Source organism: Streptomyces sp. AF1A (assembly GCF_047340315.1).
Taxonomy (GTDB): domain Bacteria; phylum Actinomycetota; class Actinomycetes; order Streptomycetales; family Streptomycetaceae; genus Streptomyces.
Genome location: NZ_JBLEBI010000077.1, coordinates 1 through 22,251, shown reverse-complemented (window position 1 = coordinate 22,251; position 22,251 = coordinate 1). Strand labels below are relative to the sequence as shown.

The 22,251-nt window shown below is 72.8% G+C and carries 22 protein-coding genes; 9 read left to right on the top strand and 13 right to left on the bottom strand.

Features of this window, described 5'->3' with window-relative positions; genetic code table 11:
* Positions 1-162: 162 nt before the first annotated feature.
* The 3 genes from ACLU3S_RS20870 to ACLU3S_RS20860 are packed head-to-tail and all read right to left on the bottom strand — an operon-like array spanning position 163 to position 3,219.
* Entirely contained in the window at positions 163-756 is a 594-nt protein-coding gene (locus ACLU3S_RS20870; protein WP_413953427.1) for a TetR/AcrR family transcriptional regulator, read from the bottom strand.
* A 25-nt stretch (positions 757-781) separates the two neighbouring features.
* Positions 782-2,449: a long-chain-fatty-acid--CoA ligase gene (locus ACLU3S_RS20865; protein ID WP_413953426.1), complete on the bottom strand. Its 1,668-nt coding sequence runs from the start codon at positions 2,447-2,449 to the stop codon at positions 782-784.
* A complete protein-coding gene (locus ACLU3S_RS20860; RefSeq protein ID WP_413953425.1) occupies positions 2,446-3,219 on the bottom strand; it encodes an SDR family oxidoreductase in 774 nt (257 codons plus the stop codon). The genes ACLU3S_RS20865 and ACLU3S_RS20860 overlap by 4 nt, the downstream gene beginning before the upstream one ends.
* 168 nt (positions 3,220-3,387) lie before the next feature.
* Between ACLU3S_RS20860 and ACLU3S_RS20855 the strand changes: the two genes are divergently transcribed.
* Positions 3,388-4,632 (top strand): exo-beta-N-acetylmuramidase NamZ domain-containing protein, encoded by a 1,245-nt coding sequence (locus ACLU3S_RS20855; RefSeq protein ID WP_413953424.1) that lies wholly within the window; start codon positions 3,388-3,390, stop codon positions 4,630-4,632.
* Between the two features lie 85 nt (positions 4,633-4,717).
* Complete coding sequence (locus tag ACLU3S_RS20850; RefSeq protein WP_413953423.1) at positions 4,718-6,019, top strand: serine-threonine protein kinase; 1,302 nt, start codon at positions 4,718-4,720, stop codon at positions 6,017-6,019.
* A 27-nt stretch (positions 6,020-6,046) separates the two neighbouring features.
* Here ACLU3S_RS20850 and ACLU3S_RS20845 read toward each other — a convergent pair whose 3' ends face one another.
* Positions 6,047-8,836 (bottom strand): penicillin acylase family protein, encoded by a 2,790-nt coding sequence (locus tag ACLU3S_RS20845; RefSeq protein ID WP_413953422.1) that lies wholly within the window; start codon positions 8,834-8,836, stop codon positions 6,047-6,049.
* Positions 8,837-9,044: 208 nt separating this feature from the next.
* Here ACLU3S_RS20845 and ACLU3S_RS20840 point away from each other — a divergent pair, with 208 nt between their 5' ends.
* Positions 9,045-9,647: a hypothetical protein gene (locus ACLU3S_RS20840; protein WP_413953421.1), complete on the top strand. Its 603-nt coding sequence runs from the start codon at positions 9,045-9,047 to the stop codon at positions 9,645-9,647.
* 128 nt (positions 9,648-9,775) lie between these two features.
* Complete coding sequence (locus ACLU3S_RS20835; RefSeq protein WP_413953420.1) at positions 9,776-10,504, top strand: 3-keto-5-aminohexanoate cleavage protein; 729 nt, start codon at positions 9,776-9,778, stop codon at positions 10,502-10,504.
* On the opposite strand, the gene ACLU3S_RS20830 is transcribed toward ACLU3S_RS20835, so the two are convergent.
* Positions 10,450-10,698, bottom strand: coding sequence for a hypothetical protein (locus ACLU3S_RS20830; RefSeq protein ID WP_413953419.1), 249 nt, complete (start codon positions 10,696-10,698; stop codon positions 10,450-10,452). The genes ACLU3S_RS20835 and ACLU3S_RS20830 overlap by 55 nt on opposite strands.
* 68 nt (positions 10,699-10,766) lie before the next feature.
* Between ACLU3S_RS20830 and ACLU3S_RS20825 the strand changes: the two genes are divergently transcribed.
* Positions 10,767-11,834 (top strand): RNA ligase (ATP), encoded by a 1,068-nt coding sequence (locus ACLU3S_RS20825; protein ID WP_413953437.1) that lies wholly within the window; start codon positions 10,767-10,769, stop codon positions 11,832-11,834.
* Between the two features lie 53 nt (positions 11,835-11,887).
* On the opposite strand, the gene soxR is transcribed toward ACLU3S_RS20825, so the two are convergent.
* Positions 11,888-12,346, bottom strand: coding sequence for a redox-sensitive transcriptional activator SoxR (gene soxR, locus ACLU3S_RS20820; RefSeq protein ID WP_413953418.1), 459 nt, complete (start codon positions 12,344-12,346; stop codon positions 11,888-11,890).
* A 104-nt stretch (positions 12,347-12,450) separates the two neighbouring features.
* Between soxR and ACLU3S_RS20815 the strand changes: the two genes are divergently transcribed.
* Positions 12,451-12,912, top strand: coding sequence for a MaoC family dehydratase (locus ACLU3S_RS20815; RefSeq protein WP_413953417.1), 462 nt, complete (start codon positions 12,451-12,453; stop codon positions 12,910-12,912).
* Positions 12,913-12,935: 23 nt separating this feature from the next.
* Here ACLU3S_RS20815 and ACLU3S_RS20810 read toward each other — a convergent pair whose 3' ends face one another.
* From ACLU3S_RS20810 to ACLU3S_RS20800, 3 genes are all read right to left on the bottom strand, one after another.
* The gene (locus ACLU3S_RS20810; RefSeq protein WP_413953416.1) at positions 12,936-13,559 is read right to left on the bottom strand and encodes a TetR/AcrR family transcriptional regulator; all 624 of its coding nucleotides are present in this window, start codon (positions 13,557-13,559) and stop codon (positions 12,936-12,938) included.
* A 73-nt stretch (positions 13,560-13,632) separates the two neighbouring features.
* A complete protein-coding gene (locus tag ACLU3S_RS20805) occupies positions 13,633-13,920 on the bottom strand; it encodes a YiaA/YiaB family inner membrane protein (RefSeq protein ID WP_413953415.1) in 288 nt (95 codons plus the stop codon).
* A gap of 61 nt (positions 13,921-13,981) precedes the next feature.
* Positions 13,982-15,133, bottom strand: a complete 1,152-nt coding sequence (locus tag ACLU3S_RS20800; RefSeq protein ID WP_413953436.1) for an acyl-CoA dehydrogenase family protein — start codon at positions 15,131-15,133, stop codon at positions 13,982-13,984.
* 102 nt (positions 15,134-15,235) lie between these two features.
* Here ACLU3S_RS20800 and ACLU3S_RS20795 point away from each other — a divergent pair, with 102 nt between their 5' ends.
* From ACLU3S_RS20795 to ACLU3S_RS20785, 3 genes are all read left to right on the top strand, one after another.
* Entirely contained in the window at positions 15,236-15,877 is a 642-nt protein-coding gene (locus ACLU3S_RS20795; RefSeq protein ID WP_413953414.1) for a TetR/AcrR family transcriptional regulator, read from the top strand.
* A gap of 47 nt (positions 15,878-15,924) precedes the next feature.
* Positions 15,925-16,638 carry an ArsR/SmtB family transcription factor gene (locus tag ACLU3S_RS20790; RefSeq protein ID WP_413953413.1) on the top strand — a complete coding sequence of 238 codons (714 nt, stop codon included), beginning with the start codon at positions 15,925-15,927 and terminating at the stop codon, positions 16,636-16,638.
* Positions 16,639-16,784: 146 nt separating this feature from the next.
* A complete protein-coding gene (locus ACLU3S_RS20785; protein ID WP_413953412.1) occupies positions 16,785-17,735 on the top strand; it encodes a DMT family transporter in 951 nt (316 codons plus the stop codon).
* A gap of 4 nt (positions 17,736-17,739) precedes the next feature.
* Here ACLU3S_RS20785 and ACLU3S_RS20780 read toward each other — a convergent pair whose 3' ends face one another.
* The 4 genes from ACLU3S_RS20780 to ACLU3S_RS20765 all read right to left on the bottom strand — a co-directional run.
* On the bottom strand, positions 17,740-18,822 hold the full coding sequence (locus ACLU3S_RS20780; protein ID WP_413953411.1) for a Zn-dependent alcohol dehydrogenase: 1,083 nt from the start codon (positions 18,820-18,822) through the stop codon (positions 17,740-17,742).
* A gap of 14 nt (positions 18,823-18,836) precedes the next feature.
* Complete coding sequence (locus ACLU3S_RS20775) at positions 18,837-20,225, bottom strand: aldehyde dehydrogenase family protein (RefSeq protein WP_413953410.1); 1,389 nt, start codon at positions 20,223-20,225, stop codon at positions 18,837-18,839.
* Between the two features lie 103 nt (positions 20,226-20,328).
* Complete coding sequence (locus ACLU3S_RS20770; RefSeq protein ID WP_413953409.1) at positions 20,329-21,663, bottom strand: ABC transporter ATP-binding protein; 1,335 nt, start codon at positions 21,661-21,663, stop codon at positions 20,329-20,331.
* A 121-nt stretch (positions 21,664-21,784) separates the two neighbouring features.
* The coding region (locus tag ACLU3S_RS20765; RefSeq protein WP_413953408.1) for a class F sortase at positions 21,785-22,251 on the bottom strand (467 nt) is incomplete at its 5' end.

Genomic DNA, 22,251 nt, shown 5'->3' with positions numbered 1-22,251 from the left:
GCGCGAGCGGGGATCGAGGTGACGTTCGCGCCCCGGGCCATCGGGAGCGGGCCGGGCCGCCGTGCGCGCGGGTACGGCAGCCCGAGCCCGGCCGCACGGTCGTACGCGCTGGACACGGCCCGCGGCCGCGGAACCCGGCGGCCGCGGGGCTGGTCGCTCACCTCACGGGCGCAGCGCCCGCAGCAGCAGGTCGGCGAGGTGGTCGGCGACCTGCTGCGGGGTGAGGGGGCCGTCGGGGCGGTACCAGGTGGACAGGTGGTGGACCGAGCCGAAGTGGTAGTCCACGACCAGGTCGGCCGGGGTCGCCGTGGAGAAGACTCCGGCCTTCTGGCCCTCCTCGATGAGCGCGCGGAAGCGTTCGTGGTAGCGCCGGCGCTCGGCACGCACCTGCTTGTTCTTCTCCGGGCTCAGGTGGTGCATGGAGCGGAAGAAGATCATCGCGTCGTCGAGGTTGTCGATGGTCGTGACGACCACGTCCGCCGCGGCGCCCCTGAGCCGCTCCTCAACCGGCGCGTCCATGTCCGCGTAGTGGTCCAGCCGTTCCTGCTGGACGCGCAGCACGCGCGCGTACACCTCGTGCAGGAGGTCGTCCTTGGAGCCGAAGTAGTGGTAGAGCGCCCCCTTGGTGACGCCCGCCGCCTCCACGATCTCCTGCACGGAGGTGCGGTCGTAGCCCTGCTCGGCGAAGAGCCGGGTGGCGGCGGCAAGGAGCCGCTGCGGAACAGGAGCTCCGTCACCCTCCGTCGTCCTGGGCACTGCCGCCACCTGCCTTTCCGTGATGTCACTGACTGTCGTGCGGGCGGGAACGCAGTTCCCGACGGAGGATCTTCCCACTCGCCGTCTTGGGCAAGTCGGGCAGGATCTCCACCTGCCGCGGGTATTTGTAGGCGGCCAGTCTCTCCTTGCAGTACGCCGCCAGTTCATCCGGGTCCGCCACGGCGTCCGGACGCAGGCTGATGTAGGCCTTGACGGTCTCCCCGCGGTAGCCGTCCGGCACACCGACGACGGCCGCCTCGCGCACCGCGGGGTGGGTGTACAGCACGTCCTCGACCTCGCGCGGCCACACCTTGAAGCCCGAGGCGTTGATCATGTCCTTCTTGCGGTCGACCACGTAGAGCCAGCCCTGCTCGTCCATGAAGCCGATGTCGCCGGTGCGCAGCTCGCCGTCCGGGAAGGTCTCGGCGGTGGCGTCCGGGCGGCGCCAGTAGCCGGGGACGACCTGCGGACCCCGTACGACGATCTCACCGTGCTCGCCGAACGGCACCTCGCGGCCCTCGTCGTCGACGATCCGCACCACCGTGTCGGGACCGGGCACGCCGACGGCCAGCGTCCCGGAGACCGGGTCGACCGGCGCCTCCAAGCCGGGCGGCACGGAGGCGCAGGGCGCGGTGCACTCGGTCAGGCCGTAGCCGTTGCGGATGTACGGCCCGAAGCCGGCGCGGAACTTCTCCACCAGCGCCGGCGGCAGCGGGGCGCCGCCGGAGGAGATGATCCGGAAGGACGAGAAGTGGCCCGCCGTCACGGCGGGGTGGGCCGCGAGCGCCATGAAGGCGGTCGAGGGACCGACGGTGAAGTGCGGCCGGTGCTCGGCGAAGGCGTCCAGGACGGTGCCCGCCTCGAAGCGGTAGGCCAGCACCAGCGTGCCCGCGCTGTTCAGGCAGGCGCCGAACTGGCAGACCATGCCGGTGATGTGGAACAGCGGTGCGAGCGCGAAGTAGACGGGCGCCTCGGGCAGCGTGAGCCCGGTCCGCTGCCGCTCGGCGTTGTACATGATGTTGCGGTGGGTGTTGGTGGCGCCCTTGGGGGTGCCGCTGGTGCCCGAGGTGTAGCTGATCAGGGCGATGTCCTCGGGCCGCGGATCACGGCCCTGCGGCGCCTTGCCGCCCTGCCGGGCCACGGTCACGAGGTCGTCGGCGTCGGCGGCCTGGGGCAGCCGCTCGAAGGTCAGCACACGCGCGTCGTCCCGCGTCTGGAAGTCCCGCTCGCACCCGGTGAGCACGATCCGCACCGGCGAGTCGGCGGCCGTGTCCCTGAGGTACGCCTCCCAGGCCCGGCCGGAGCAGATCAGCGCGGCCACCTCGCCGTCCCGCAGGACGTGGGCGACCTCGGCCGACTTGTACATGGGGTTGACCGGCACCACGGTCGCGCCCGCCTTCCAGGCGCCGAGCACGGCGAGGACGAAGTGCGGGGAGTTCTGCAGGAGCACGGCGACCCGGTCGCCGCGGCGCAGCCCGCGCTCGGCGAGGTGACCGGCCACGGAGTCGCTCAGCTCGTCCACCTCGCGGTAGCTCAGGCGGGCGTCGAAATAGGCGAGGCAGGTGCGCTCGGGGACCTCGGCGACCGCGGCGCGCAGGGCGTGCACCAGCGAGTCGGCGGGGTCGACGGGGGCGCGCTGGGCGTCGGTGAGGAGGGCCAGCCAGGGCTTGGCCGCGTACCGGGACTCGGTCACTGGGCCGCCTCCCACCTGCGCTGGATGTGGTTCATGCCGGACAGCCAGCGGTCGGGTTCGCCGGCCCGCGCCCGGTAGTAGTCGCCGACCTCCGGGTGCGGCAGGATCAGGAAGCGGTCCTCCTCGATGCCCCGGAACAGGGCGTCGGCCACGTCCTCCGGCTCGATCGCGTTCGGCTGCAGCACCAGGTCGCCCGCGCTGCCGGTGGCGGCCAGCATGTCGGTGCGCACCCCCTGCGGGCAGATCGCGTGCACCTTCAGGCCCCGGTGGCGGTACGTCAGCGACAGCCACTCGGCGAAGGCGTAGGCGCCGTGCTTGGTGACGCTGTAGGAGGGGGCGCCGATCATGGTGAGCAGCCCGGCGGCCGAGACGGTGGCGACGAACCGGCCGCTGCCCCGTTCCAGCCAGTGCGGCAGCAGCGCGTGGGCCGCGCGGACGTGCGCCATCACGTTGACGTCCCAGGACAGCGCCCAGGACCTCTCGTCGAGCGGCGCGTCGGCCGCCCCGTCCTCGAAGGCGACACCGGCGTTGGCGCAGTAGACGTCCACGGTGCCGCCGAGCGCCTCCCGTGCCTCGCCGACGATCGTGGAGGCGTCGCCCGGGACGGCGACGGCGCCGATCTCCTCGGCGACCGCCTTGGCCTTCCCGGCGTCCAGGTCGTTCACCACGACCCGGGCGCCCTCGGCGGCGAACCGCCGGGCCAGCGCGGCCCCGATCCCACCGCCCGCTCCGGTGACGACCACTCCCGCATCCTGCACGGCTTCCACCATCGGTCTCCTTCGGCACGACTTCGCGCGGCGCGCATCGGCTGTGACCCGGCCCAGACTAACCGGTCGGTATGTGTGAAGGAAGGGCGGCCGCACCAACCTCTAGAGCACAGGGAACCACGCGCGCACCCCGACACGCCTGCACCTTCACCACCCACGGGAGGTCACCCCATGCACCTGTCCCGACGGACCCTGCTCGCGACGGCCACGATGGCGGCCGTGCCGGCGGCACCCGACCACCACGCGCCGGCGGCACCCGGACACCGCGCGCGCCTGCGCACCGGGTTCGAACGGCTCGCGGCCGACGGCTACGCGCTCCTGAAGGGCCGCACGACGGGGATCGTCACCAACCCCACGGGCATCACCAGGGACGTCCGCCACATCGTCGACGTCATGCACGACGACCCCCGCGTCCGGCTGACGGCCGTCTTCGGCCCGGAGCACGGCTTTCGCGGCACCGCCCAGGCCGGCGGCTCGGAGGGCCGCTACGACGACCCGGCGACGGGGCTGCCGGTCTACGACACCTACCTCAAGAGCGGCCAGGCCCTCGCCGACGTCTTCACCGCCTCCGGCGTCGACACCATCGTCTTCGACATCCAGGACGTGGGCGCCCGCTTCTACACCTACATCTGGACGCTGTACGACTGCATGGAGGCGGCCCAGCTCGCCGGCAAGCGCTTCGTGGTGCTGGACCGCCCGAACCCGGTCACCGGGCGCCAGGCACAGGGCCCGGTGCTGCACAAGGAGTTCGCCAGTTTCGTCGGCCGGCAGCCGATCGCGCAGGAGCACGGGATGACCGTCGCCGAGCTGGCCCGGCTCTTCAACGGGGAGTTCCTCGCCGAGCCCGTCCCGCTGGAGACCGTGCCGATGACGGGCTGGCGGCGCACGGACTTCTACGACGCCTCCGGGCTGCCCTGGGTGCCGCCGAGCCCCAACATGCCCACGGCGGACACGGCGCTCGTGTACTCCGGCACCTGCATGTTCGAGGGCACCAACCTCTCGGAGGGGCGCGGCACCACCAGGCCCTTCGAACTCCTCGGCGCCGAGGGCATCGACGGCCGCTGGGCGGCCGCCGCGAACGAACTGGGGCTGCCCGGCGTGCGGTTCCGTGAGGCGTACTTCGCGCCCACGTTCTCCAAGTTCGAGGGCAGGACCGTGGGCGGGGTGCAGATCCACGTGCACGACCGGGCCGCCTACGACCCCGTGCGCACCGGGATCGGGCTGCTGGTGACGGCGAAGAAGGTGTGGGACGGCTTCGCCTGGCGGTCGGACGACTGGATCGACAAGCTCACCGGCTCCACCCGGGTGCGCACGATGATCGACGCGGGTGCGGGAACCGACGAGGTGGCCGGCTCCTGGCGGGAGGAGCTGGCCGCGTTCCGGCGGATCCGAGAGGAGTACCTCCTGTACGGGTGATGCGCGCGGTGGCTGGTCAACCTCGCCCCGAAGCAGGACGATGCGCGCAAAGCGCATGGTTTCAGGGCGGACGAGGGAGCCTGGCATGGCGGATCCTGGGATGAGCGTGACTCCCTACTGGGAGCTGACCTTCGACGCGGACGGGGACGTGGAACCGCCCGAACGCGATCACCTCGTGGCGCAGGTCACGGGCCACGGCGTCCGTGACCTGATCGTCTTCGCGCACGGCTGGAACAACGACCGCTCGGGCGCCACCGCGCTGTACCGCCGCTTCTTCGCCCCGCTCCCGGGGCTCGCGCCCCGGGCGCGCCTCGGGTACGTCGGGGTGATCTGGCCGTCGATGCGCTTCAGCGACGAGCCGATTCCCGACTTCCCGAAGTCCGTGGCGGCGACGGAGGCGGAGGCGGCGCCCGGCCCGGCGCTGGACAAGGACACCCGGCGCGCGCTGCTGAAGACCTTTCCGGGCCGGGCGAGCGTCGTCGACCAACTGGCCCGCATGCTGGACGAACGGCCGGACGGCACCGCGGGGCTGACGGAGTTCGGGCGGCTGGTGCGGATGCTCGTGGAGGGGCCGGGGCGACCCGCGGCGGCCGACACCGACGAGCAGGGCGAGCCGGCCGTGTTCCGCGAGGACCCGGTGACCGCCTGCGACGAGTTCGCCGGAGCGCTCGCCGCGCTCCGGTCGCCGGACGACCCGCAGGGGTTCAGCCTGCCCAACCCGTGGGACGGCGCCAAGGAACTGCTGCGGCAGGCGACGTACTACGCGATGAAGGGGCGGGCCGGGACCGTCGGGGAGCACGGACTCGGGCCGGTGATCGGGCAGTTGGCGGATGCAGCGCCCGGGGTGCGGGTGCATCTGGTCGGGCACAGCTTCGGCGGGCGGCTGGTGTCGTTCGCGCTGCGCGGGCTGCCCGGCGGGGTGCGCGCGGTGAAGTCCGTGACGCTGCTGCAGGGGGCCTTCTCGCACTACGCCTTCGCCGAGCGGCTGCCGCACGACCAGGGCGCGGCCGGCGCGCTCAAGGACCGGCAGCGGCGGATCGACGGTCCACTGGTGTGCTGCCACTCGCACTTCGACTCGGCGCTCGGCACGTTCTATCCGCTGGCCTCGCGGCTGTCGGGGGACGACCGGTCCTGCGTGGGCAACGAGATCGCGGCGGTGCTCGGCCCCCGGTGGGGTGCCATGGGCCACGACGGGGTGCAGGCGGTGCCGGGCACCGTCCGGCTGGACCTCGCGCGGGCCCTGGCGGGGGAGCTGCCCGCGTCGGGGTGCGTGAACGTCGACGCGGCCTCGGTCGTCTGCCACGGCGGCCCGCCGTCCGGGGCGCACAGCGACATCGTGCACCCCGAACTGGCGCGGCTGGTGCTGGCGGCGGGCCGTGTCGCCTGACCCGCCGCCCCTGTCATCCGGCCCGGTTCACCGGTGCGAGGTGTACTCCACGACCTGCTGGAAGGTGGGCCGGTTCTGCCAGCTGATCCTGCCGTGCTTGATGCCGCCCAGGGTGCGCTGGACGATCGAGTCGGCGCACCACTGGTCACCGGCCGAGCACTGGTCGTCGCCCGGGTAGACCTGGGCGGCGGTCATGCCGGCCGCCTGCTTCAGGGTGCTGAGCAGGATGTCCCGGCAGGCGCTCAGGCTGCCGCCGCCGCAGTACCTCTCGGCGAGGCCGCCCCGCACGTTCTCGCCGAGCACCGCCCGGATGTCCTTGTCGACATAGCTCCACCAGCCGAACTGGAAGGAGCTTCCGGCGTGCGAGCCGGTCGGGCCGTGTCCGGCGGACGGGGGCTCGTCGACCGGCAGGTTGCCCGTGAAGGCGCTGTACAGGTCGCTGCCGAGGCCCGGCTCGAACTCCGCCTTGACCAGCAGCGGCCACCAGGCGTCCAGGATGCGGATCGCGTCGGCGTCGGCGTACGTCTTCGAACCGGCGGAGGTCTCCGTGCGGCCCGCGCCCGCGGTCAGCCACGCCTTGAGCCTGCTCACCGCGGCGGCGGCCGTGGAGTCCGTCACCGGCGAGGATTCGACCACCCGCAGCAGCTTCGGCAGCACGTCCTCGGCGCGCAGGTCGGCGAGGGCCGCGTTCGCCATGGCCTGCACCAGCTGGGAGCGGGTCACCCCGCCGGCCGCGACCAGCCTGCGCACCCGGTCGTCGAGCAGGTTCCCGCGGTGCACGGAGCCGTCGCCCCAGGCCGCGGCGGAGTAGTCCTCGGCCTGCTTGTTGTTCCAGGAGACGTAGTAGTCCTGGTCGACGGAGTTGGGGTGGGCGGACGGCGGGGTGTAGTCCGCCGTGTTGGTGGCCGGGTCCCAGTTCCGCCACTCGTACGCGGGCCGTGCCCACACCGGGAACTCCGCGTCGACGCCGGCGGCCCGGACCGGGTTGTCGCCGCTGTTGTAGTAGGCGGTGTGCCGGGAGTCGGCGTAGAACCAGTTGAACGTGTAGTTGATGTGCTGGGCCGCGGCCTGGAAGTCCTGGGGGCCCTTGACGAAGTCGGGGTCGTTCAGCATCTGGAAGCCGATGATCGAGTCGGCCTCGTGCAGGTAGGAGGAGCGCAGGGAGGTGTAGGCGACCTTCCGTCCGCCCACCGTCGCCCGGTACTCCACCGGCCCGTACTTCGTCCGCCACACCCGCATCGTGTACGACCCCGCGGCGGTGCCGTCGGCGAGCGTCGGCTTCCAGGAGTTCTTCTGCTCCACCTTGTCCATCGCGGTGCAGGTGCCGTGGTACAGGTAGTGGTAGTCGTCCTGGCACAGCTCTACGGCGTAGGTGTCGATGATGTCCTGGCCGGAGGTGGTCGCGCTCCAGGAGTAGTCCTGGCCGCGGCCGAGTTCGACGTACATGCTCAGGCCCGCGAAGGAGGCGCCGCGGGCGCTGATGCCCGGGCCCTGGATCTCCTGGAGCATGAGCAGCTGCGGGGCGAAATAGCCGGTCTGCGGCCCGAAGACGGCGATCGGATGGCCGCTCGCGGTGTACTTGCCGCTGACCACGAGGGCGTTGGACATGCCGCGTTTCGCGGAGCTGAGAGTGGTCTTCGCCGCGCTCGTGGAGGCGTTCCTGGCGGCCGTGGTGGCGGCGCTGCCGGTGCGGTCGTACACCAGGGGCTCCTGGGCCACCGAGCCGAGGTCGGGCAGTGCCTCGCCCTGGGCGTCGGCCGGCTTGGTGGCGTACGGGAAGCTCTCGCCGTCGTGGACGGTGAGGACGGCCTCGGGGTCATTGCGCTCGCGGAAGGACTCCCAGACCCTGGTGCCCTGCTCGACGCCGTACTTGGCCTGGGCGGCGAGCAGGGACAGGGCGTTGTTGACCTCGCCGCCGCCGCCGGAGCCGAACAGGGAGCCGACGACCGAGGCGAGCGCCACCAGGTCGGTGACCTTGAAGTGGTCGATGGTGCCGGCGTTGGTGACGGCGTCCTTGTGGCCGGTGAGGTCGTACTCGCCGGGGAAGTAACGGCCGCTGTCGGAGGCGTCGATGTACGCGTTCACGCCGTCGAGGTAGGCGTGGACGTCCGCGAGCGCCTGCTGGCCGCGGGCGCCGTTCCTGGCCACCGCGCCGTCGATCTGCGCCTGCAGGTCGGCCTCGGTGTAGGGCGCGTTGCGGTAGAACTCCTGCTCCAGGCCCTGGTTGGCGGCGGCGCCGCCCGCGAAGGAGGTCAGCTGGCCCCGGCCCACGTGGCGGAAGACGTCCATCAGCCACAGCCGGTCCTCGGCCGCCGCGTACCCGGCGCCGAACTCGGTGCCGTAGCGGGTGGTACCCGTGATGTGCGGTACACCGGTCTTCTTGTCCCGGACGATCGTCACGTCACCGCGTCCGGCCGGCTTCTCGGTGGACGCGACCTGGGCGGACGGGACGCCGAACGAGGCGTCGTTGAAGAAGGTGTTGATCGTGGCGTCCGTGAGGCCCTTGTAGCCGGTGGCCAGGTTGGCATAGGGCCCGAGCTGGTCCTCGGCGTGTGCGGGCTGGGTGCCGAAGAGCTGGTTGAGCAGGATCTGGGCGAGGGTGGCGTTGCCGTTCTCGCCGGGCGGCAGGATGTCCGAACACTGCCCACCGCAATAGTCGTTGGAGGCGGTAACGTCGGCCGCGGCCGCCGCCGTCTGGGTGAGCGGGGAGAGAAGTCCGGCTATCAGGACGCATACCGACGCGGTCTTCAGGAACCCGGGGAGTCGGCGGGACGTTCTCAGTCTGTCGAGAGCGGTGCGTGGGGTTCGCCGTGGCATGGCAGCTCCTAGCGACGGGGGTGCGCGAACGTTACCGCCGGTATCCCCGAGTTTGAAGATGAACATGCGTCACTTTCTGGAGTCCGCAGGAACAGCATCGAGAAGAGATGGAGCCGAATCGCCTGTCGATACGTCTATTCGGCGACGTCCGTACGACGACGCCGAAGTGACCGAAGTACAGGTGCAGGTGTGACGGAGGTGCAGGGCGATGGCCGGTTTCCGGAGTCTGGCGAGACAGGTACGCGATCCGGACTGCGATCTGGCACTGCGGCGGTACTCGCTGCGCAAGTGCCTTGAGAAGTTCGCCCCTTACGGGCATCGGGCGACGTGGGACCATCTGTGCTCGCGAGCGGGGTTCGGCCCCGAGGACCGCTCCCCGGACCCGGCGCGGCTCGTGGCCGCACTGGAGGAACTGGAGGAGGCGCGTTCGGTCTGGCTCGCGTACGAGACCGAGTTCACCGAGCGGCGCAGGAAGGAGAAGCACGACGGGCTGCGCCGGCCGGGCAGCGTGGACGACTGGCACCGGCTGACCTGGGGCGGCTTCGGGGTCGCCTGGTGCGACGATCCACGGGTCCATCCGGACGAACCGCTGGCCGAGGTGCTGCGCAGGCTGATCGCCGCGCTGGAGCGGGAGCCGGGGTCCGGCTGCCCGGTCTGCGGCGGCGAACGCCTCGTGTGGAGATACGGCCTCGACCACGAGCCGTCCTCCGGCCCTGTCTGCACGGACTGCGGAATCCTGGTCCCGCGCCCCGTGCTCTCCCCGCAGGCCCTGGCGTACGCCAGGCGCGGACGACTGCTGATGTCGGCCTGACAGTGGTTCCAACGGGGGGTTGGACACAGGTCGCAACGGGGGGCTCAACCAGGGGCTCGGAACCCTGGGTTCAGGAACCGGCGGCCCGAAGCCGCGGTGCCGGAATCCCGGATCGTCATGGGCGCAAAATGGTGCAGGTGTGTCTGAACGGGCGGCGGGCGGCCGACGACGGTCCGGTCGTGCCCATGTCGCCGCAGGACATGGCCCGTTCGGCCGCGGAAGCCGTCGCGGCCGGGGCCGTGGAGGTCCATGTCCACCCCAGGACCCCGTGCGGGCACGACAGTCTCTCCCCGCGCGTGCTCGCGCCGACGCTCGAGGCGATACGGGCGCGGGTGACGGTGCCGATCGGTGTGACGACGGGCGCCTGGGCGGAGCCCGATCCGACTACCCGGCTCGCCCGGGTGCGCGCCTGGACGGTGCTGCCCGACGTCGCCTCGGTCAACTGGCACGAGCCGGGCGCGGAAGCGGTCGCCGGGCACCTGCTGGCCCTGGGCGTGGGCATCGAGGCGGGCATCCGGTCGGGCACCGGCGCGGCGGCCCGGTTCAGGGCCTCCCCGCTCGCCCCGAGGGTGCTGCGCGTACGGGCCGAGGTGACGGATCCGGACCCCGCGACCGCCGAGGCCACCGCGCGCGCCCTGCTGGCCGAACTCGGTGAGGCCCACGGCCGCCCGGTCCTGCTGCACGGCGAGGAGGCCGCCGCCTGGCCGGTGCTGAGACTGGCCGGCCGCCTGGGCCTGGCGACCCGCATCGGCCTGGAGGACACCCTGTTCCTCCCGGACGGCCGACCGGCGCGGTCCAACGCTCAGTTGGTGGCGGAGGGACTGCTCCAGTACGGATCGTCCCAGCGCTCGTCGTAGCGGAGGCCGACCAGTTCGGCACGCCTGGCCAGGTCCTCCTCGCCCCGCGCCCGCAGCCGGCCGGCGGCGTGCCGGGCGAGCCAGGACTGGAGTTCGCCGCCCCGGACCGCCTGTCGTCGGGCTCCCCCGTTCGGTACTCCGCGCGCGGCGACGCCGCCGGCCGAAGGGGTCGACGCTAGCAGGGGCAAATCCATTGGATCCAGCCGATTGCCGTCCGGAGAGTGGGGGTGAGGAAAACGAACCCATGAACACGGGGAGTCCCATGTCCACGCTGCGGGTGACCGCCGAGCTGCTGACCGTCCATGAGCATCCGAACGCCGACGCGCTGGAGTTGGCCCAGGTGGGTCTGTACCGCGCCGTCGTCGCCAAGGGCGCCTACCGGACCGGCGAGGCCGCGGTGTACATCCCCGAGCAGGCCGTGCTGCCGCCGGGGCTGATCGAGGAGCTGGGGCTGACCGGGCGGCTGGCGGGGTCCGCCGCCGACCGGGTCAAGGCGGTTCGGCTGCGCGGTGAGCTGTCGCAGGGCATCGTGTGCCGGCCGAAGGCGCTGGCCGGCGTCGACCTGGTGCGGGCCGCGGCGGAGCGGACCGACTTCTCCGAGCGGCTGGGGATCACCAAGTGGGTGCCGCCGATCCCGCCGACGATGAGCGGGGACGTGGAGCCGGCGCCCGACCTGCTGCCCTGGGTCGACATCGAGAACATCCAGCGCTGTCCGGACATCTTCCCTCCGGGCGAACCGGTGGTCCTGACGGAGAAGCTGCACGGTTCGGCGTGCCTGCTGACGTACGCCGCCGAGGAGGACCGGGCGTACGTGTCCTCCAAGGGCTTCGGCGCCAAGTCCCTGGCGTTGAAGGAGGATCCGCGCAACCTGTACTGGCGGGCCGTGCGCGGCCACGGGGTCGCCGAGGTGGCGGCCCGGCTGGCCGAGCGGCTCGGGGCCCGGCGGGTCGGGATCTTCGGGGAGGTCTTCGGCGCCGGGGTGCAGGACCTGACGTACGGCGCGGACGGCCGGCGGGACACGCTCGGCTACGCGGCGTTCGACGTCTCGGCGGAGATCGACGGTGCCGTGCGCTGGCTGGACACGGCCGCCCTGCTGGACGGGGAGCTGCCGGTGGTGCCCCGGCTGTACGAGGGGCCGTACGACATCGGCCGCGTGCTGGAGTTCGCGAGCGGCCGGGAGACGGTGTCGGGGCGGGAGCTGCATCTGCGGGAGGGGGTGGTGATACGGCCCGCGCAGGAGCGGTACAGCCCGGTGACCGGGGGCCGGGCGATCGCCAAGGCGGTCAGCCCGGCGTATCTGACCCGCAAGGGGGGCACCGAGTACGAGTGACCGGGCGCGAGGAGGGACGTGGGCGGCCCTGTGCCGGGACCGGGCGAGGCCGCCTACTCCTTCTCGACCATCAGACGGGAACCCACCCGCCGCTCGCCGAAGACGTCGTCCGGGTTGGACAGGACACACGTGTCCAGGGACAGGCAACCGCAGCCGATGCAGTCGGTGAGGTGGTCGCGGAGGCGGTTGAGCTGTTTGATGCGCTCGTCCAGCTCCGAGCGCCACGCCTCGGACAGCCGCGCCCAGTCCTCCCGGGTCGGCGTCCGCTCCTCGGGCAGCTCGGCCAGCGCCTCCCGGATGGTGGCCAGCGGGATGCCGACCCGCTGGGCCGCACGGATGAAGGCGACCCGGCGGAGCGTGTCGCGCCCGTAACGGCGCTGGTTGCCGCTGGTGCGACGGCTGGTGATCAGGCCCTTGGCCTCGTAGAAGTGCAGGGCGGAGACGGCGGCACCGCTGCGGGCGGACAACTGGCCGACGGTCAGCTCGTGGATCTTCTCGGGAATCTGGGGCACCCGTCAGAGACTACCCAGCGGCCGGGACCGCCATCCGTTGACATCGCCCCCGCACCCGACCATGCTAAGCAGTTGCTTAGAGACACGAGCGAGAGGCCGGGATCATGGCAGAACCGAGGACCTTCACCTCCCCCGACGAGCTGAAGGCCGCCGTGGGAGAGCAGCTGGGACACACCGACTGGCTGGAGATCGACCAGAAGCGGATCGACCTGTTCGCCGACGCGACCGGGGATCACCAGTGGATTCACGTGGACCCGGAGAAGGCCGCCGCCGGACCCTTCGGCACGACCATCGCGCACGGCTATCTCACGCTCTCGCTGCTGCCGCTCTTCGGCCCGCAGCTGATCCGGGTCGAGGGCGTGAAGATGGGCGTGAACTACGGGACCAACAAGGTCCGTTTCCCCGCCCCCGTCCCCGTCGGCTCCCGGCTGCGCGCCACCGGGAGGATCACCGGCGTCGAGGACGTCGGCGGCGGTGTCCAGGTGACGGTCGCGTTCAGCGTGGAGCGGGAGGGCGGCGACAAGCCGGTGTGCGTCGCGGAGTCGGTGTCCCGCTACTACCTGTAGGCCCGGACGCGAGCGGCCGGGGCCTACGCGGCCCCGACCATTCGCAGCACCAGGCCGGCGTAGAGCTCGCCGACCTCCTCGGGGGTGCGCGGCCCGTCCACGTTGAACCAGCGCGCCACGTCGATGCACAGCGACAGCACCGCGAGCGTGGTGCCCTGCACGTCGGCCACGTCGAACTCGCCCGCGGCCACGCCGTCCTCGATGATCCCGCGCACCTCGGCGTCCACCTGGCGGCGCAGCGCGACGATCTCGGCGCGGGCCTCGGGGCCGAGCGCGTCGAGCTCGTACTGCACGATCCGCGCGGTGGTGCGCCGCCCCGCGTGCCAGCGGACGAAGGAGCTGACGGCGTCGGCGAGCCGCTCCCGGGCGCTGCCCTCGCGGCGGGCCGCCGTGCGCAGGATGTCGAGGGCCTTGTCGTGCCCGATCCGGCTGATCCGGTGGAGCAGCTCCTCCTTGGTCTTGTAGTGGATGTAGAGCGCGGCCGGGCTCATGCCGGCGCGACCCGCGATGTCACGGGTCGTCGTCGCGTGGTAGCCGCGCTCGGCGAAGGCCTCCACGGCGGCGACGAGCAGCCGCCGGGCCGCGTCAGGGGTGACCTCGTCCCACGGCTCGACCTCGCCGCCGGCCGTCTCCTCCGCCGTACTCATCGCTGATTGGCCCCTCTCGGTGACAGGAGCACCACCATACCGCCGACGGTGAGCGCTCGCTTAGCGAGGCCGTTCAGAGCTTCTCGAACGGATCGTGCTCGGCGAGCAGCTTCTCCAGCCGGGCCTGGTCGACCCGGCTGACGATCTGCCCGGCCTCCTGGCGGTCCCGGACCACCTTGGCGAGGGTGAAGGCGGACGTGACGAGGTAGAGGACGGCGATCGCCAGGAACGCCCGCACCCAGGCGTCGGCGCTCAGCTGGTAGATGCCGATGGCGGTGGCCGCCATGGCGACCGCGAAGGACGCGACGGCCTGACCGTAGAAGGCGGCCGTGCTCTGCTGCTTGACCGGTGTCTCACTCATGGGACAGAGCATCGGCGGATGTGGGCCGGACCACATCCGCGCACCTACTCAGACCGGCTACTCAGAACGCCGAAACCCCGGTGAGCGAACGGCCGATGAGCAGCTTCTGGATCTGGCTGGTGCCCTCGTAGAGGGTCATCACGCGGGCGTCGCGCAGCAGCTTCCCGGCCGGGTACTCGTCGATGTAGCCGTAACCGCCGAAGACCTGGAGGGCGTTGTTGGCGGCGCGGACGGCGGCCTCGGAGGCGAACAGCTTGGCCTTGGAGGACTCGACGGCGAACGGCTCGCCGCGGTCGATCAGGTCGGCGACCCGCCAGGTCAGCAGCCGGGCGGCGTCCACGTCGACGGCGATGTCGCTGATCAGCTCCTGCACCAGCTGGTGGTGGGCGATGGACCGGCCGAACTGCTCGCGCTCACCGGCGTACTTCACGGCCGCGTCCAGCGCGGCCTGGGCTATGCCGACGCAGCCCGCGGCCACCGACATCCGGCCCTTGGCCAGCGCCGACATGGCGACGGAGAAGCCCTTGCCCTCCTCGCCCAGCATGGCCGAGGCGGGCACGCGGACGTCCTCGAGGACGAGTTCGGCGGTGGCCTGGCCGCGCAGGCCGAGCTTGCCGTGGATCGTGCGGCGGCTCAGGCCGGGCGTGTCGGTGGGCACCAGGAAGGCCGACACGCCCTTGTGGCCGGGGGCGTCGGTGGAGCGGGCGAAGAGCAGCACCACATCGGCCCAGGTGCCGTTGGTGATGAACATCTTGGTGCCGTTGACGACGTAGTCGTCGCCGTCGCGCACGGCACGGGTGGTGAGGTTGCCCGCGTCGGAGCCGGTGCCCGGCTCGGTGAGGCCGAAGCAGCCCACGTACTCGCCCGCGGTCAGCCCCGGCAGCCAGCGCCGCTTCTGCTCCTCGCTCCCCCAGGCGGCGATCGTCTTGGCGACGAGCCCCAGGGACACGGACACGATGCCGCGGACGGACGAGTCCCCGCGCCCCAGCTCCTCGGTGACCAGGCAGTACGACAGGTGGTCACCGCCGGAGCCGCCGTACTCCTCGGCGACGGTCAGCCCGAGGAAGCCGACCTCGCCGAGCTTCTTCACGATGCCCCGGTCGACCTCCTCGGCCCGGTCCCAGGCGACCACGTGCGGGGCGATCTCCCGCTCCACGAAGTCCCGGGCGAGCCGCCGGACGGCGCTCTGCTCCTCACTGAGACCCAGGTTCACCACGAGATCACCTCTCACGAGACGGATGTGCCGCCGGACCTTGAAAGCCGTACATTTAAATTAGCACTGCTAGTTTCCAGCCGCAGCCCTACTATGTGCGCCATGGCCCGACCACGCAAGCCCCTCCTCAGCACCGACCGGATCGTCGAGACGGCCCGGGACCTCGTGGACCGGGAGGGCCTGGCAGCCGTCTCCACCCGCCGGCTCGCCGCCGAACTGGGCGTCAGCGGGCCCTCGCTCTACAACCACTTCCGCACCAAGGACGAGATCCTGGAGGCGGTCGCCGACTCGGTGAGCGCCCTGGTGGACCTGTCGATGTTCGAGGACGGCCGGGACTGGCGGACGGCGCTGCACGACTGGGCCGTCTCCTACCGGGCCGCCCTGCGCGACCACCCGAACATCGTCCCGGTGCTCGCCCGCGGCCCCGGCCGCCGCCCCGCCGCCCTGCGGGTGGCGGACGCCGCGTACGGCGCGATGGTCGACGCCGGCTGGCCGCCGGCGCAGGCCACCTCGATCGGCGCGCTGATGCGGTACTTCATCATGGGCTCCGCACTGGGCTCGTTCGCCGGGGGCTTCGTGGACGACGCGAGCGCGTACGACCCCGCCGACTACCCCCATCTCGGCCAGGCGCACCTGCTCGCCGAGCAGCAGGAGAAGATCGACGAGCGGGCCTTCGAGACCGGGCTCACCGCGCTCCTGGACGGGCTGGCCCAGCAGTACGAGCGGATGCGGCTGAGCGTGTAGCGATGCTTCGGTGCACGCCGAAACGTCCTCGGCGCATGCTGGACGCCATGAGTACGAAGGATCCCCAGGCCGCGGGCCTCGCCTCGCTGGCCGCTCTGGTCGCCGACGAGACCCGGGCCGCATGTCTGCTGGCGCTGCTGGACGGGCGGGCCTGGACGGCCGGCGAGCTGGCCCGGCACGCCGGGGTCGCCGCGTCCACCCTGAGCGAGCACCTCGGCAAGCTGGTGGTCGGCGGACTGCTCGCCGAGGAACGGCAGGGCAGGCACCGCTACGTCCGGCTGGCCGACGCCCGCGCGGCCCAGCTCGTGGAGGATCTCGCCGCACAGGTGCCCCCGGCGGCGGTACGGCGGCCCCCGCGTACCCTGCGCGAGTCGAGCGCCGGGTCCGCGATGGCCCGCGGCCGCACCTGCTACGACCATCTCGCCGGGCGGCTGGGGATCGTCGTCACCGAGGCACTGACCCTGCGCGGACTGCTGCGGCAGGACACGGGGTTCGCCCTCACGGAGGCGGGCCTGGAGTGGTTCGGCGCCGCGGGCATTCCCCTCGACCTCTCGGGCCGGCGTCCACCGGCCCGCGCCTGCCTCGACTGGACCGAACGGCGTCCGCACCTCGCGGGGGCGGCGGGGGCCGCGCTGTGCCGGCATGCGCTGGATGCGGGGTGGTGCGAGCGGATCGGCTCGGAGCGCGCGGTGCGGGTGACTCCGTCGGGTCGGCGGGCCCTGTCGTCGTTGCTGGGCATCCCGCCGCAGGAGCTGTGCTGATGCGGCCACCTGAGCGGGGTGTCCGGTGATCTGCCGGGTGCGCGTGCGTCGCGGTGCTCCGCACCCCCTTCACGGCTCACCGCCGCACAGGCACACCGTCCGATTTCCGCCAGCCGGGCCCGCGGCCCGTACCTAGTCTCGGGAGCATGATGAACCCCGCACCACGCCACCGCCTTCTCCCCGCCGGCGCCGCCTGCGTGACCGTCGTCCTGTGGGCCTCCGCCTTCGTGGCGATCCGGAGTGCGGGGGCCGACTACTCCCCGGGCGCGCTCGCGCTGGGGCGGCTGGGCTCCGGCGCCCTGGCCCTGGGGGCGCTCTCGGCCATACGCCGGGAGGGGCTGCCGCCGAGAGGCGCCTGGCGCGGGATCCTGCTGTCCGGGGTGCTGTGGTTCGGGTTCTACATGGTCGCCCTGAACTGGGGCGAGCAGCGGGTGGACGCGGGCACGGCCGCGCTCGTGGTGAACGTCGGCCCGCTGCTGATCGCCCTGCTCGGCGCCCGGCTGCTCGGTGACCCGATGCCGCCGAGGCTGCTGGCCGGGATGGCCGTCTCCTTCGCGGGCGCGGTGACCGTGGGGCTGTCGATGTCGGGCGGGGGCGGGTCCTCGCTGCTCGGCGTGGTGCTGTGCCTGCTCGCGGCCGGCGCCTACGCCTGCGGGGTCGTCGCGCAGAAGCCCGCGCTGGGGCGGGCCAGTGCCCTGCAGGTGACGACCTTCGGGTGCCTGGTCGGCGCGCTGGCCTGTCTGCCGTTCGCCGGGCAGCTGGTGCACGAGGTCTCCCGCGCGCCCGCGTCGGCCACCCTGGACATGGTGTACCTGGGCGTCTTCCCCACCGCGCTGGCGTTCACCACGTGGGCCTACGCCCTCGCCCGCACCACCGCCAGCCGGATGGGCGCGACGACGTACGCCGTGCCCGCGCTGGTGGTGCTGATGTCGTGGCTGGTGCTGGGCGAGGTGCCGGGCGCGCTGACGCTGGTGGGCGGGGTGCTGTGCCTCGCCGGTGTGGCGGTGTCCCGGTCCCGGGCCCGCGCCGGGCGGACGGTGCGGGTCGCGGCCGGCCAGGAGCCGCGCCCCGAGCCGCGACCCGAGCAGGTCACCTGAGCGGTCAGAAGACCACCAGCGCCCGGCCGCCCCTGCCCGCGAGCATGTTCTCGAAGGCGGCCGGGATGCCCTCCAGACCGATCCGCTCGGTGACCAGGGCCGACAGGTCCATGCGGCCCTCGCGGACGTGTCCGGCGAGCACCGGCAGATCGCGGGCCGGGTCGGTGTTGCCGTAGACGCAGCCGGACAGGGTGCGGCCCCAGTGGAAGATCTCCAGCGCGTTGAAGGTGACCTCCTGGTCCTTGCCGCCGATGCCGACGACGGTCGTACGGCCGCCCCGGCGGGTGGACTCCCAGGCGGCGCGGATGCTGACCGCGCGGCCCACGCACTCCACGGAGACGTCGACGCCCTGCTTGTCCGTGAGGGCGCGGATCTCGCGCGGGGTGGTGTCGGAGGCGAGGACGTAGTCGGTGGCGCCGGCCACGCGGGCCAGCTCCTCCTTCTCCGGGGAGACGTCGACCGCGACGATCCGGGACGCGCCCGCGATGCGGGCCGACTGGAGGGTGGCGAGGCCGACTCCGCCGACCCCGAACACGGCGACCGTCTCGCCGGGCCGGACCTGCGCCGAGTGGTGCACGGCGCCGTAGCCGGTGAGGACGGCGCAGCCGAGCAGGGCCGCGTCGGTGAGCGGGACGCCGTCCGGCAGCGGCAGCACGCAGGAGGCGGAGACCACCGTCTCCTCGGCGAACGCGGCCACGTTCAGGCCGGGGTGGAGTTCGGTGCCGTCGGCCGCGCGGGCGTGGACGGCGGCGGCGCCGTTGAGGGCGTTGGCGCACAGCCAGACCTCGCCCAGCGTGCAGGCGTGGCAGGTGCCGCAGGACGGCGCCCAGTTGAGGACCACGGGCGCACCGGGTGAGACATGGGTGACGCCCTCCCCCACGGCCACGACCGTGCCCGCGCCCTCGTGGCCGAGGACCGCCGGGACGGGCACGCGCATGGTGCCGTTGGACAGGGACAGGTCGGAGTGGCACACCCCGGCGGCGGCGAGGCGGACCCGGACCTGGCCGGGGCCCGGGTCGGGCAGCTCGATGCCGGTGATCTCCAGGGGGGCGCCGATGGCGGGCAGGACAGCGGCTCGTACGGCCATGGCTCGCGGACTCCTCAGAACTGGAGGGACTTGGTCTGCAGGTACTCGGCGAGTCCGTGCGCGCCGAGCTCCCGGCCGACCCCGGACTGCTTGTAGCCGCCGAAGGGGGCGAGGGGGTTGAACCGGCCGCCGTTGATGTCGACCTGTCCGGTGTCCATGCGCCGGGCGAAGGCCACCGCCTCGGCCTCGTCTCCCGCCCAGACGGCGCCGGCGAGGCCGTACACCGTGCCGTTGGCGATGCGCAGGGCGTCCTCCTCGTCCTCGTAGCGGAGGACGGACAGGACCGGGCCGAAGATCTCCTCCTGCGCGATCGTCATCTCGGGCGTCACGTCCGCGAAGACGGTCGGGCTGACGAAGTAGCCCTTCTCCCGGGGGGATTCGGGACCGCCCGCAACCAGCCGGGCGCCCTCGGCGATGCCCTTCTCGATGTAACCGCGCACCCGTGCCTGCTGCTTGACGCTGACGACCGGACCGATGCGCTCGCCGTACTTGGCGGCCGCGGCGGCGGCCAGCGCGACGGCCTCGTCGTACCGGTCGCGGTGGACCAGCATGCGGGTCCAGGCGCTGCACGTCTGCCCGGAGTTGGACATCACGTTGGCGACGCCGACATTGACCGCCTTGGCGAGGTCGGCGCTCGGCAGGATGACGTTGGCGGACTTGCCGCCCAGTTCCAGGGCGACCTTCTTCACGGCGGCGCCGGCCACCGCGCCGATCCGCCGGCCGACGGCCGTGGAGCCGGTGAAGGAGACCAGGTCCACGTCCGGGTGCTCCGCGAGGGCCTGCCCGGCGACCGGGCCGAGGCCGGTGACCAGGTTGAACACGCCTGCCGGCACGCCGGCCTCGTGCACCGCCTCGGCGAAGAGCTGAGCCGTGAGGGGGGTGTCCTCGGCGGGCTTGAGGACGATCGTGCAGCCCGCGGCGAGCGCCGGGGCGGCCTTGGCCACGATCTGGTGGAGCGGGTAGTTCCAGGGGGTGATCGCGCCGACCACTCCGACGGGCTCGTGCAGGACGGTGGAGTTGCCGACCTTCTCCTCGAAGAGGTGGGCCGCGGCCAGCTCGGCGTAGGAGCCGGCGACCGCGATGGGCACGGCCGCGTGCACGGCCTCGGAGAAGGCCCGCGGCGAGCCCAGTTCGGCGGTGACCGTCTCGGCGATCTCGTCCTTGCGGGCCGCGAGGACGTCCCGGAGGGCGGCCAGGCGTTCCGCGCGCACGGCCGGGGGCGTGGCGGCCCAGCCGGGGAGGGCGGCGCGGGCCGCGCGGACGGCGTGGTCCACGTCCGCCGCGCCGCCGGCCGGGACCCGGGCGATGACCTCCTCGTCGGCCGGGTTCACGACCTCGATCACGTCCGCCGTCCCGGCGGGGCGCCAGGCGCCGTCGATGTACAGGCCGTCGTGTGCCTTCATGCTGCTTCCTCCCGGCGGGGCTGCGTCGTCCGGCACACAAACTAGCGGTGATAGTTTTCCGGCGCCAGACGTTCCCGGACATCATGGCCGCCGCGGCGGGCGCTCACGCGTCCAGGTCGGGCAGCCGGTCGGGGGACGGGCAGATGCGGTCGCCCTGGCGGTCGAAGACGAAGAGGTGGGCGAGGTCCACGAGGAGCGGCACCTGCATGCCGTGCTCCAGCCGGATGTCGGGGGTGGTGCGCACCACCAGGTCGCCGGGCAGCCGGCCCTCCGGCGGCGCGGGCTCGGCGTCGACGGGATGCTCCAGGACGGCCACCGGCCCGGCCCGCCGCGAGCCCACCCGCCCCCGCAGCCGGTCCAGCACGGTCGGTCCCGCCCGGCGGCGCCGCCGGGCGGGCCGCCCGGCCGGGCGCGGGGCCTCCAGTTCGGGTACGAGGGCGGGCCGGGAGCCGGTGTTGAAGTGCACCAGCGTCTCGTGCCCCTGGAACTCGACGTGCTCGACCAGGCCGGTGATCGGGACCTCGCCCGGCCGGGCCGAGCGGTGCTCGGCGATGCGCACGGCCTCGGAGCGCAGCCCGACGATGACCCCGCGGCCCTGCTGCACCCGCAGCAGCCGGTGGTCCAGGCTGAGGGGTTCGGGCAGGCGCAGCGCCTGCTTGCCGAGGCTGATGGTCATGGCGCCGTCCAGCGGCGCGCGGACCAGGCCCCGCAGCAGGTTGATGCGCGGGATGCCGATGAAGGCGGCGACGAAGACGTTGCGGGGCAGTGCGTAGACCTGGCGCGGCGTGCCGACCTGCTGGAGCACGCCGCCGCGCAGCACGGCCACCCGGTCGCCGAGGGACATCGCCTCGGCCTGGTCGTGGGTGACGTACACCGTGGTGACGCCCAGTTCCCGCACGAGCCGCGACATCTCGGCCCGCAGGTGGTTGCGGAGCTTGGCGTCGAGGTTGGACAGCGGCTCGTCCATCAGGAACGCGGTGGGGTGCCGGGCGATCGCCCGGCCCATCGCCACCCGTTGGCGCTCCCCACCGGAGAGCTGGCTGGGGAAGCGGTCGAGCAGGTCCTCTATGCCGAGCAGGCGGGCGGTGGCGTTGACGCGCGGGCCGGGGTCGGCGCCGGGGGACTCGATGCGCAGCGGGAAGCCGATGTTGTCCCGGCTGCTCATGTTGGAGTAGAGGGCGAAGTTCTGGAAGACCATGGCCATGCCCCGGTCGCAGGGCCGCCAGCCGTTGGCGTACTCGCCGTCCAGCAGCAGCTCGCCCTCGTCGATGTCCTCCAGTCCGGCGATCATCCGCAGCACGGTGGACTTCCCGCAGCCGGACGGCCCCAGCAGCACCAGGAACTCGCCGGGCGCGATGTCCAGCGAGAGCCGGTCGACCACGCGCGGGCCGCGTGCGTAGGACTTGCTCACGTCGTGCAGTGCGATGGCGCGTGTCATGACTGCCGCCCCGGGCGCTGTGCGGAGCGCCGCTGCTCCGTGGTCCTGAGCCCCGCGCGGGTCGCACGGGGCCTGTGGGTCACGGAAGTTAACGGAATGTGCCCCGGCGGGGAAGGGCCGGTCACTTCGTGGCGGTCAGATGGGCGAAGACCACCACGTTGCTCGTGTAGCCCGTGCGCCGGCTGAACAGGCCGCCGCAGGTGAGCACGCGCAGCTCCGGGCGCGAGGCCCGGCCGTACACCTCCTCGTCGGGGAAGCCGGACTTGTCGAAGACCTTCACCCGGTCCACGGTGTAGACGGCGGTGCGGCCGTCGGCGCGCTTCGCCTCGATCAGGTTGCCGGGCTTGAGCTGGCCGAGCGCGGCGAACACGGCCGGTCCGGTCCTGGTGTCGCGGTGGCCCACGGCGATCGCGGTGCCGGACTCGCCCGGCGTGGGGCCGCCCTCGTACCAGCCGACCACCTTCGGCCGGTCGACCGGCGGTGTCTGAAGCCGCCGGTCCCGGTCGAGCCGGATGCCGACGACCGGGGCGTCGACACCGAGGGAGGGGATGCGGAGGGTCGTGGGCCGGGACCGGGGCAGCGGGCGGG